Consider the following 11,717-nt stretch of genomic DNA (forward strand, 5'->3'; position numbering starts at 1 on the left):
AGTCATTTTTGACTGCGCATACATCTGGATTGCCGCAAAAGGACCTGATAAATGGTAGCGCAATCATTCCCGACCCCGGCAGGTTCCGAGCATGAATTTCAAACGCAGCGACTTTCCCAAAGATTTCCTCTTTGGCGTGGCGTCACCTGCCTGCCACGGCGAGGAAGCCAACAGGGATGATCCGCGTCTGGTCGGGCAAGAAACACTTCCGGCTTCGACCGAAAACTTGGCTGGTTCGGCGTATGGCCCCCTCAGCAAGCTGGAACAGTGGCTCGATCCGGTAAGCGAGGCCGGGTTTGACGGCTTGGCTTTCACGGTCAGCTGGACACGGGTGATGCCCGAAGGCCGCGGCGCGGCCAGTCCGGATGGTCTTGATTACTATGACCGGTTGGCAGACGCTTTGCTGGACCGTGGCATACGCCCCTGCGCCACCCTTTTTCACCAGGGTTTGCCCACGGCGCTTGCGGACCTGGGAGGTTGGCGAAATCGCGATGTTGCCGGCTGGTTCGCTGACTTCACGGAAGTCATAATGGGCCGTGTCGGCGACAGGATGTACAGTGTCGCCCCAATTTGCTCGCCACAGGACGTTATTGAATCAAATCGCCAAAGCCCTGGACAGCGCTTTACACGGACTACGGCGCGTACCATGCACCATCTGCTGTTGGCGCACGGGCAGTCGATCCAGTCCATGCGCGGACTGGGCATGACCAATCTTGGCGTCATGCTGGATGTCGATCAGGCTGAAATTGCGACTACTGATAACCAAGGAGAGCGCACAGTCGGGAATGGCTCCCGATCACACGTGCGCTATATCAACAACGCCCTGTTCCGCAAAACCTATTCCGCAGACGAACCGGACAAGTTGGAGCACCTGCTGCCACATGGTTGGCAGGATGATTTCGAAACGATTGGCGCGCCGATAGACTGGTGTGCCCTCAACTGTGTTTCGTGCGAAGTCGTCGATCCACCAGACGGGCTTGAACAGAAAATCAGCCCCGAACTGCCGAAGCTTCTGTTACACATACAACAGGAATACACCGGCGACCTGCCCATCTATGTCACCGACGGCATTCGGCGGAAGCTCGGTCAGCGCGCAGTTGAACAAGGGACCGAACGCCTGAACCAAGCTCTTGGAGCGGTTCAATCTGCAATGGGTCAAGGCGTGCCGGTCGAAGGGTTTTTCGCCCGAACCTTGCCTAGCGATGACAAGTTTGCAGAAAACGGATCCTTCGAAGCAACAAAGAACGCGTTGTCAAATGTAGAGGTTCTGGCGCGTCCCATGGCGCAGCCTGCCGGTCGCATGCACGAACATTGGAACCTGGTTGCCGATATCGGTGGGACCAACACCCGGCTCGGAGTGATTTCGAACGGGCAACTGACCGAATTGCGAAAACACCCGACCGGCAATCTTTCCCAATTGCTCACGGCCTTCCACGAGATGAGGGACGACATCGGAACCGACCCGCGCGCGGTGGTCGCGGCCGGGGCCGGGCCGGTAAAAAATGGAACGATCCGGTTGACCAACGCCCATCTGGACCTTTCCGAAACAGACATCGGGCGGGCAACGGGCGCGAAGAATACATTCGTCATTAACGACTTCACCGCGGCCGCCTGGTCGGTAGCGGAAATCTCATCAAGTGATGTCGATGTCCTGCAAGGGTCCGAAACACCTCCGCCCGGAACCCGGCTGGTGGTTGGACCGGGCACTGGTCTTGGCGTTGGCGCCTTGCTCTACTCGGAAGGGCGCTACCATACCGTGTCGGGCGAAGGCGGCCATATCGGCCTCTCTCCGCGCCATGATGACGAGGTCGAGGTCTTCCGCGCTGCCCGAAGCATCGCGCCCGATTGTTTCTTTGACGACAGTCTGGTGCTGGAAGCCGAGATGTTTCTGAGCGGCACCGGCCTGCCGGTTCTGTATCAGGCTATTGGCCTGGCCGCGGGTCATGCCGGCACGCCAAAACGCAACGCCCGGGACATCCTACAGGATGCACGTGCGCAAACTGATCCGTTCGCGGTGAAGGCGGCGCAAATGTTCACCACGCATCTTGGCGCCATGATGGGCGATCTGGCGGTGACCCTCATGCCATTAGGTGGCGTTTATCTGGTTGGCGGTGTGGCAGAAAAGAACCGCTGGCTGTTTCGTGACGCATTCTGTGCGGCCTTCAACGCAGGTGGCCGCTTCAGTGAGTTGCGCCGGTCGATGAACCTCTATGTTTCAGAGCAGGCTGAATTCGGCATAATCGGAGCAAACAACTTCTGCAAAAACGCCCTGCGCGACAAGGGCATCTGATCTCCAATCCGAAAGGACCCCTATCTTGATCCTGTGTTGTGGCGAAGCTTTGATTGATATGATTGCCTCTCCGACGCTGTCCGGGGAACAGGGGTTTGTGCCCCATTCCGGCGGTGCCGTTTTCAATACGGCCATTGCACTGGGTCGTCTTGGGGCGCCGGCCGCGATGCTGACAGGTTTGTCTACGGACATGTTTGGCCGACAACTGGAAAAGGCGCTCAACGACAGTCATGTCGATACCACGCATCTGATAACATCAGACCGCCCAACAACGCTGGCCTTTGTGCAATTGCAGAACGGGCAAGCCACATACAGTTTCGTTGACGAGAACACCGCAGGACGCATGCTGCGCCCGGAAGACATGCCAGAACAGCTGACAACGGTATCAGCAATGTATTTCGGCGGGATAAGTCTGGCGTGTGAGCCTTGTGCTGATGCGTATGCCGCGTTGCTTGACCGCCACGGATCGGATCGCGCTGTCATGCTGGATCCGAATATCCGCCCGGGCTTTATCAAGGAACCGACCAGATACCGCACCCGCCTGAACCGCATGATTTCGCAAACCGATATCCTCAAGGTTTCGGACGAAGATTTGAACTGGATCATACCGGGCCCGGAACTTTTGGAAGAAAAGGTTCCTTTGCTGCTGCAGGCCGGTCCTGCCGTGGTTTTGGTCACTCGGGGCAGCGACGGCGCTTCCGGGTATCTTGCTGATGGATCGAACGTCTCGGTGCCAGTGAAACCGGCAGAGGTGGTCGACACGGTAGGCGCCGGCGACACATTCAATGCAGGCGTGTTGGCCCAATTGAACGGGTCGGGTCACCTGACCAAACCGCGCTTGCGTAATCTGTCCGGCACCCAGTTACGCGCGGCCCTCGAAATGGGGGCCGAAGTAGCTGCCGTTACCGTATCCCGCGCCGGGGCAAACCCGCCATGGCAGCACGAGCTATAAGAAAAGGAAGGTCTTTCGTGAAACGATCCGAAATCAATCGCATCAAGGCAGAAGCGCAGGCCTTCATCCAGTCTTTCGGGGCGGTTCTGCCACCCTTTGCGGACTGGTCGCCCGATAAAATCCGCAGCCCGCAAGCTGCAGGTATCCGCGAACGAGGGCTGGGCTGGGATATCACCGATTACGGACAAGGTCGGTTTGATGAACTGGGCCTGTTTCTGTTCACCCTGCGCAATGGCGACGTGACCCAACTAAATCAGGGGCGTGGCATGCTGTATGCCGAGAAACTGCTGATTTCGCGGGACAAACAGCTTTCGCCCATGCACCGGCATATCATCAAGGCTGAAGACATCATCAACCGTGGTGGTGGTGACCTGGTTATGGAAATCTATGGATCTGACGCCGGGGGCGGCATAGACCGCGATAATGCCGTGACCGTACCCAGCGACAGTTGCCCCGTGACAATCCAACCGGGCGAGCATCTGCGGCTGAAACCGGGCCAGAGTGTCACACTCATGCCCGGTATCTGGCATGCTTTCTGGGCGGAACAGGGCGATTGTCTGATTGGTGAGGTGTCCACGGTTAATGATGACCGTACCGACAACGTGTTCGAAGATCCCATTCCCCGCTTCGCCTCAATTGAGGAAGACGTGGCCCCCGACTTTTTGCTGGTTGCAGACTATTAAATCAGGTGTCGCCGGGCAGTCCGGCGTTGCTGAGACTGCGCAGCAGTTTCTGCTTGAATGCTTCATCCAGTTGCCAGATAGAGAGTGTTTTCAGCGCGTTGGCGGAAAACTCCGGCTGAAGTCTCAGCAGGTCACGGATTGCAGCCTTGGCGCGATCCGGCTGACCGGCTTCGTGACTGAGGGCGGCGCGCCACAGATGCGTCCAGAAAAAATCCGGCATCTCGATCTGGTTCAGCTCGGTCAGGGCCTGTTCGAATTCACCCTGATCAAACAGGTAGAAGACACGCGGGAACCGATACCAATGGGGGTAAACCGGATTCAGCGCAATCGCGCGATCCACCAGTGCCAACCCCTCATCCCAGTCTCCGCCGAAGGCCCGGCGCATACCATAATGTGCCAAGATGGCCGCATCATTTGGATTAAGGTCAATTGCTGCCGCACCCGACTTCCGGAAACCATCCATGTCACCCATGACAAACCTCAGGTTCGCCAGCATCAGATGAGCCGTCGGTAGGTTGGGATCGATCTGCAACGCCCGGCGCGCAGCCACGTTTGCAGATTGCAGTACCTGAGTGCGATCGCCACCCAGATTGAACCGGACCTGCTGCAGATAAAGGTTCGACAGAACCGCCCATGCCTCGGCGTAGTCAGGATTTTGGTCAACCGCTTTCAGAATGCAGGATTTGACCTCGGCGTGGCGACTGAGGTTTATGCGGATCTGATAGGCGTAATACTCGAGAACGCAGTCATAGGCGTCCCGGTTTCTGGGCGGTTTACGGGCTGCGGACCGCATCGCGTCATGTGTCAGCAATCCGTATTTGCCGGCCAACTGCCCGGTAACGTCCCGGACTATCTGATCCTGAGCACGATAGATCTCGGACGGGGACCGCCCGACAGAATAACTGCGCACCCAGACATACCGCGCCTCGGCCAGATTGATCAGCCGCGCTGACAAGCGCAGGGAATCTCTGGTTTCCAGAACGCTGCCTTCAAGCGCGTAGTCCGCTTTGAATTCAGTCCGGAGCGTCTGCGGGTCGGTGTCGCCGCCCCGAAAACGGCCAACCGTCCCCAGTGGCAGAACCCACAAATCGTTGAAACTGATCAGTTCGGTCGTCAGTTGTTGCGTAATGCCATCAGCCAGAACCAAGGACGCCTCGCCCAATGAGTCAAACGGCAAGACCGCAATGATTGGCCCCTTGGGCAACCCCGGGTCTCGTTCCGAGGGCGGGTCATACAAGACAGACCATCCCGCCCAGATCACTGCACATACCATCCCAAGGCACGACGCCAGAATTATTCTGGTGGATCGCGACCGGCCTTCCTTTTTCATAGGCTCTGATGCGGGTTGAACAGAACTGGGTTGGGCAAACGTCATCCGTTCGAACCGCGGCGCATAACCGCCCTTGGGAATGCTGAGACGTATCGGATCGTCGCGACCAGGACCGGCATAGAACCCATCGATGTCCTGACGTAGACGGCGCGCTTCAAGCCGGACAACCGGATCGGATTGCTGATCGAAACTGGCATCGCGGTCAAAGACCGACATGGCAATCGACACGCCCTTGATATGGCCGGCCCGGCCGGCCAGGTATTCGTCGACCACATACGCCAAAAAGGCCCTGCGCTGGGGCGTCGCTGAAAACTCTGGGTGGTCAAGAAGGCGCTGCAGCTGCGTGCGGATATCCCGCTCTGATATGGCCAAATCCGGCATCCAGTTCTGAAAAATGGTTTTGTTATCGGCTCTTATGGCAAATGTTTCGCCGCTTTTACGTCTACTACCGCCCAGGTAGCAACATGTTCGCACTTCACGAGCGCGCGCGAATGCATAACAGCCTTTGCTTCAACAGGAGTTGCTGCAGGTGATCGGTTTGTCTTTCCAAACTTCCACGAATGCGGAACGGAACATCTGAACACGCTCCTGAAAACCACGATCGAGCATTTATCAATTGGAGCTGCCCAACCTATGGCACGTCGACACATTCTGGCCCATTCCACCGCTTTGCCGACTGTCTCCGCCAGTCTTGTAGCCGCACAGGAGCATTTTGATCCCAAGGGCAAACTGCCCTCGGAGTTCACGGTCAAGTTTCAGGAAAAATTGCGCAACACCCTGCCGTTCGAGGATCAGCGGGATTTTGAAGAAAGCCGTAAAGGCCTGATCGCCCTTCCCGATTATCGCCAGATCACGACCGAGGACGGAACTGTGGCCTGGGATATCGGCAGCTATGACTTCCTGCTGGAAGACGGACAGGAGTTCGATTCGATCCACCCGTCGCTGCAACGTCAGGCAGTTTTGAACATGAACTACGGCCTGTTTGAAATTCTGGAAGGCCAGATCTATCAGGTGCGTGGCTTTGACCTGTCGAATATTTCCTTTATTCGCGGCGAAAACGGCTGGATCATCTTTGACCCGCTGGCGTCGAAGGAAACCGCCGCGGCCGCATTGAAACTGCTGAACGACACGGTGGGTGAGTTGCCGGTCAAAGCGGTGGTTTATTCACACTCTCACGCCGACCACTATGGCGGTGTGCGCGGTGTCATTACCGACGAAGATGTCGCCAATGGCGTTGAAGTCATCGCGCCTGCCGGTTTCATGGAACATGCTGTTTCCGAGAACGTTTACGCAGGCAATGTGATGAACCGCCGGCTGTTCTTCCAATACGGCGTTCTGCTGCCGCGAAATCCTTACGGCCATGTGGACCAGTCGATCGGCAAGAACATCTCGGCCGGAACCACCGGCCAGATTGAACCGACCCGCTATGTCTCGGATGACTATGAAGAGATCACCATCGACGGCGTGCGCATGATCTTCCAGAACACACCGGGTACCGAGGCCCCGGCGGAGATGAATACCTACTTCCCCGACCTCAAAGCATTCTGGGCGGCTGAAAACATCACCGGCACCATCCATAACATCTACACTCTGCGCGGTGCGCTGGTCCGTGATGCGCTGAGCTGGTCCAAGCATATCAACGATGCGCTTTACGAATTCGGGCAGGATGCCGAAATGATGTTCGCCTCGCACTCATGGCCGCGTTTCGGCAATGATCGTATTCAGGACGTGATGCGGGCACAGCGCGACACCTATGCCAACCTCAACAACGGGGTTCTGAACCTGGCCAACAAGGGCGTGACCATCAATCAGGTCCACAACGTCTATGAGGTGCCGCAGAGCCTTCAGGATCAATGGGCGGCACGCAGCTATCATGGCTCGGTCGAGCATAACAGCCGCGCAGTGATTAACCGCTATCTGGGTTATTGGGATGCCAACCCGACGACGCTGACGCCCCTTTCGCCCGAAGACAGCGCACCATTGTTTGTCGAGATGATGGGCGGCGCCGAGCTGATCATGGCAAAAGGTCAGGAACTGGTGGCTGCCGAGAGATATCTCGAAGCGACAGAGATCCTCAACAAACTTGTCTACGCCGAGCCGCAGAACCAGACCGCCAAGGACTTGCTGGCCGATGCCTTCGAACAGATTGAATATCACAAGGAAAGCCCCTCGGTCCGCAACTCGTTTCTGGGGGCGGCCTATGAACTGCGCAATGGTATCCCTCAGGGCGCCACCATCGAAACCACCGGCCCGGATACGATCAAGGCCATGCCGACAAGCATGTGGTTGGACTTTCTTGGCATCCGCGTCAACAGCGCCAAAGCGGCAGGGATGGAGTTCACGATCAATCTGACGATCCCCGATCGGGACGAAAACATCGTGGTCGAGATGAGCAACGCCACGCTGACCCACATCGTGGGCCAAAAAGCTGATGACGCCGACCTTTCGATTGCTCTGAACCGTACCGAACTGGAACAGGTCATGACCGGAAAGCGGAAGCTGACAGATGTGCTGGCGGACGGAACGGCGAAGTCCGAAGGCAATGCGGATCTGGTGGCGCAACTGGCCTCAACTCTGGACCAGATCGATCTGGGGTTTGAGCTGATGCCCGGGACCGGCGCGCAGGACCTGACGGCCCCTGCCAACGATTTTGCTCAGCCACCCCTTGCGAACTCCAACGGCGGCTGATTCCCCGATCAGCCAACCGGTTCCTTATCACACCGAACCGGCAACGTTGTGGAGGCAGGTTTGACCTGCCGAAAGACGGGCTGCCCCAGCGGCCCGTCTTTTTCGCCTTTCTTGTGAGGCTAGAATGTCTTTTTTGCCGCCGAACGCCACCACAGGGACGTGCGTGAAATCAGACCTCATCCGCAAAACAATGGCGCTTCGTGAGCCTTCAGGCCCCCGCAATCAACGATCTTCAGGTTGGTTCCAGTCCGGAAGTCAGCCCACCATGATGCTGGCTTCGTGTTTTTTCAGAACCCGCGCCGCCGTCGGGCCGTAGTTCCTACAAACGCCATCGGCAATCTCGGGAAAAATCTCGACGATCTCGTTCCAGGACTCCTCTGAGAAGCCTCGCGCGGCGATGTAACCGGGATAAAGGCTTTCAGAAAACGCGCCATTTGAATGCACGATTTCATGCCTGTCGAAGATGAAATGGAAATAGGTTACCTGCGACACGTCCGCCGCGACTGGCACGCCGGGTAAGCCCAGCAAATGCTTGGCCGCGACCAGCACCGCCTGGTCACCAAAGTGGATTTCATTGACAGGCTTCGTCACCAGCATCCGGTGGTTTGGCGATACCATCAGATCCGACGACGGAGAGTTCGGCGCGAGTGCCCCTTGCGCTATCCGGATCGGTGTCAGATGCCGCTGCGCGGACAAATCCAGGGTGCGTGATCCGATCCATCGAATTTTGCTGGCCTGCCCGTCCGCTGTATCAACCAGATCTCCGGCCATCAGGCTTTCGACAGGCCTTGAACCGTCTGGTGTGCCGATCAGGGTACCTTTCACGAAACAGGGTACATCGACAATTGCGTCGGGGTCAGTGGTATCCGGCGCGTTTCCTGGCGTTACATTTGAGATTGAGAACGGGTAGTTGGTGCCCGGAACAAGCGGTTCGGACGTGATATAACCGGCCAAGGTGCCGTCGACCTCGACCCGGAACACGTCGATCGTTCCGCCGCCCGGTTTGAAAAGCTGATAGGATTCTTCGAGGTAGATATTGCCACTCAGGAACGTGACAGACCCGTCCAGACTGGTCACGTCGCCTGTCTGCGTCAGGTCATCGCCAACTTCGTTGTTGAATCTGTCACCGTTGAAATCCGTGCCATTGTCCGGCGCGCCATTGACCAGCGTCCCTCCAGCGCCGTCAACCACCGAAAACAACACCCGGTCCGCATTCGGGTCATACGTATTGGACAGCGTGACACCGCCGCCAAAAAACGAGACGGTTATTACGCTGGGATCATACCCGATATACGAATAATTCGCCATAAAGTGACCTCACGCTCGCGAAACACGCTTCATTTGTTATACTGAGTTAAGTTGGGCTTAAATAAGGAACTTTTGTGCAGCAGAACCGATCACACATGTCCACGAAGTTGCTACCTTGCACGCCAATCAATTAATTCTTGATGAACAGAGACCCCGGACACCAACCGCGAGGCTCAGGTAGCCAAACAGAACACCGGGGCAGAAGGGTCCAAAGGGATGGTCACAAAAGCAGAGCTTGAACAGCAGGTTGCTGAGTTAAAGCGCCAATTGGCGGAGTATTCCCGCAACGAGAAGCCGATTGAACATCGCGAAACCAATGACCCACAGACACCTGATCACGAGATAATATCAGAAGCTTGGGCCGAAAATCTGCGACATCTTCCCGGGCAGATCGAAGATGTGCTGACCGAACTGGAAGATTTGCCCCACAAAAAGCCGATCCTGTTTGCCCTTGGTGTCTTTGCCCTTGGGTATTTGATTGGCCGGTCTCGGTAGGAGCGTATCATGAGCCGTATTTCCAGAAACTTGTCGATCGTCCTACGTTCAGAACGGCTGATTGCCCAGCGGCAATTTACCATCGCGGCGCGCCGAACCGGGCTTTATGCTGCGGCCGGTCTGGCCGTGGGGCTGGCTGTGATCATGCTGAATGTCGCAGGCTATTTCGCATTGTCAGAAACACTATCGAAACCGCTGTCGGCGCTTCTGGTTGCTGCAGCGAACCTTGTGTTGGCGGTTTTGCTGGCCCTCTTTGCCAAATCAATGTCCTCGCAGTCCGACAGTGAAACAGTGACTGAATTGCGCGACATGGCGCTGGCAGACATCGAAGAAGAAATCCGCGACGGGCTGACACAGGCGCAGGACGCGATTACGCATGTCAAAAAGATGTCACGGGACCCTTTTGGGACAATCGCGCCCGAACTGGCCGCCGTAATTGTGAAGATACTGGCGCGACGCGCTTCCGATCGCTCAAAAACGGACTAGAAAGCCTCAGAGTCCAAGACTGACGCCTAATCTAACTAAACGAACGGCCGCTACAGAGGTCGAAATGTCCTTCGCCGATGCCCTCGCGCCTACAGGCATGCGAGGGTCACAGTCGAATGGCCAAAGGTTCCCAAGCGCACTCCGGACGGAAGCAGCGCGCTTTAGGCTGCAGGTTCACTGGCAGGAACAATGCCCTGCGCGACCCATAGGTCGAATATCTCCAGGGCGGTGATGCAGAATTCCGGGTCATTGATATGGGCGTCCAGTGCGGTTGCCTGAACCGAAGGTGCGACGGTAGTTGTCAGAGCCTCAATAAACGCGCTCAGGCCATCTGGGTCGTGACAATCTCCACCCGGGCGGTCCCATTCCTCGATGCCGCCGCGCGGTATGATCAGATGGGTGGGCGCGGGACTTTCGCCAAGGCGCTTGTTCAGTTCGTGGGCAATTTCGCGCCGCTCGTCAGCAGTGTAGTAGGTGTTCTTGACCAATTTGTTGTGGGTGTGGATCGGACGGTTCAAAAACCGTTCCGGGATGTCTTGCCAGCCCGCAAAATCGATCAGGTCCATGCAGCCCGGGGCCACGATCTGCGGAATGCCGGCCCGCCCTGCCCCGCGATGCCGGTCCTTGCCTGCGTTCACAACGGAACCGGCCAGCAGATTGCCCAATTCGCACCCGGCAAAGTCCATAACGCAGACAAAGCCGTTTTGGCCTGCGATCTGTTCAAAGGCCATGCCGCCCATGCCCATGGCATGAAATACGGCAACTTCATAACCGCGCTCTTCCAACGCAGGTTTGAGTGTCTTGATGTATTTGAGGCATGAGGTCCCCAATGAGGTGACACCCACCATCGGACGCCCGCTTTTGGCCGGTTCTGCCGCGCGCGCGGCCCCCAAAACGGCGCCTGCCGCCTGTGACAGCGACGATTTGCAGATCGCATTCAACCCATACAACCCCCCGGCCCAAAGGATCATCTGGATGTCCGGCGAAAGACGCTCGGCCGGGATCAGGGCCGAGAAGGACACGGTCGAGACGACGTATTTGGGCACTCCGATGGGCAACGATTGACAGACATCCAGCGCAAGATCGGTACCCATGGTGCCGCCCAGTATGATCACACCGTCAATCAGGCCCTGATCGTGCAAGCGGCGGGTCAGGACACAGGCCCCGGCGGACATGATCTGCATAGCCACATGTTCGCTGCCGCTGTCTATGGCAGCCTGAATCGAGCTACCACCCGCCTTGGCCACATCATGTTTCGAATAGTCGGTGGGATTGGCGGGGTCGCCCAGAACACTGACGTCCAGGGTCAGCACACCACCGCCCAAGGAGCGGATCTTTGCCGCCATGAACTCCAACTCGTCGTTTTTGGTGTCATATGTCCCAACGACAAGGATCGTCTTGTCCGCCATGAGGTCCTCCGCTGAATTTTAATTAACATATTAAGAACTGGGCTGCGCAATTGTCAATTGAGCTTCCCTGGTCTGG

At 57.1% G+C, this 11,717-nt stretch carries 9 protein-coding genes; 6 read left to right on the forward strand and 3 right to left on the reverse strand.

What is annotated here, in order from left to right; translation table 11 throughout:
* The first annotated feature begins 91 nt into the window (after positions 1-91).
* Genes ACR3EQ_RS21450 through ACR3EQ_RS21460 form a run of 3 tightly spaced genes read left to right on the forward strand, consistent with a single transcriptional unit; the run spans position 92 to position 3,925 of the window.
* Positions 92-2,290 carry a family 1 glycosylhydrolase gene (locus tag ACR3EQ_RS21450; RefSeq protein ID WP_480492039.1) on the forward strand — a complete coding sequence of 733 codons (2,199 nt, stop codon included), beginning with the start codon at positions 92-94 and terminating at the stop codon, positions 2,288-2,290.
* Between the two features lie 25 nt (positions 2,291-2,315).
* The gene (locus ACR3EQ_RS21455; RefSeq protein WP_170611263.1) at positions 2,316-3,242 is read left to right on the forward strand and encodes a carbohydrate kinase family protein; all 927 of its coding nucleotides are present in this window, start codon (positions 2,316-2,318) and stop codon (positions 3,240-3,242) included.
* A 17-nt stretch (positions 3,243-3,259) separates the two neighbouring features.
* A complete protein-coding gene (locus tag ACR3EQ_RS21460; RefSeq protein ID WP_170611266.1) occupies positions 3,260-3,925 on the forward strand; it encodes a D-lyxose/D-mannose family sugar isomerase in 666 nt (221 codons plus the stop codon).
* A gap of 1 nt (position 3,926) precedes the next feature.
* On the opposite strand, the gene ACR3EQ_RS21465 is transcribed toward ACR3EQ_RS21460, so the two are convergent.
* Positions 3,927-5,627 (reverse strand): hypothetical protein, encoded by a 1,701-nt coding sequence (locus ACR3EQ_RS21465; RefSeq protein ID WP_170611268.1) that lies wholly within the window; start codon positions 5,625-5,627, stop codon positions 3,927-3,929.
* A gap of 261 nt (positions 5,628-5,888) precedes the next feature.
* On the opposite strand from ACR3EQ_RS21465, the gene ACR3EQ_RS21470 reads away from it, so the two are divergent.
* Positions 5,889-7,943, forward strand: a complete 2,055-nt coding sequence (locus ACR3EQ_RS21470) for an alkyl/aryl-sulfatase (RefSeq protein WP_480492041.1) — start codon at positions 5,889-5,891, stop codon at positions 7,941-7,943.
* A 255-nt stretch (positions 7,944-8,198) separates the two neighbouring features.
* Here ACR3EQ_RS21470 and ACR3EQ_RS21475 read toward each other — a convergent pair whose 3' ends face one another.
* Positions 8,199-9,251 carry a Hint domain-containing protein gene (locus ACR3EQ_RS21475; RefSeq protein ID WP_480492043.1) on the reverse strand — a complete coding sequence of 351 codons (1,053 nt, stop codon included), beginning with the start codon at positions 9,249-9,251 and terminating at the stop codon, positions 8,199-8,201.
* A 216-nt stretch (positions 9,252-9,467) separates the two neighbouring features.
* Between ACR3EQ_RS21475 and ACR3EQ_RS21480 the strand changes: the two genes are divergently transcribed.
* A complete protein-coding gene (locus ACR3EQ_RS21480; protein ID WP_170611274.1) occupies positions 9,468-9,746 on the forward strand; it encodes a hypothetical protein in 279 nt (92 codons plus the stop codon).
* Positions 9,747-9,755: 9 nt separating this feature from the next.
* Entirely contained in the window at positions 9,756-10,232 is a 477-nt protein-coding gene (locus ACR3EQ_RS21485) for a phage holin family protein (protein ID WP_170611275.1), read from the forward strand.
* A 161-nt stretch (positions 10,233-10,393) separates the two neighbouring features.
* Here ACR3EQ_RS21485 and ACR3EQ_RS21490 read toward each other — a convergent pair whose 3' ends face one another.
* Positions 10,394-11,641 carry a Tm-1-like ATP-binding domain-containing protein gene (locus tag ACR3EQ_RS21490; protein WP_170611277.1) on the reverse strand — a complete coding sequence of 416 codons (1,248 nt, stop codon included), beginning with the start codon at positions 11,639-11,641 and terminating at the stop codon, positions 10,394-10,396.
* Positions 11,642-11,717 lie beyond the last annotated feature (76 nt).

It is taken from the genome of Ruegeria sp. AN11 (assembly GCF_056536005.1).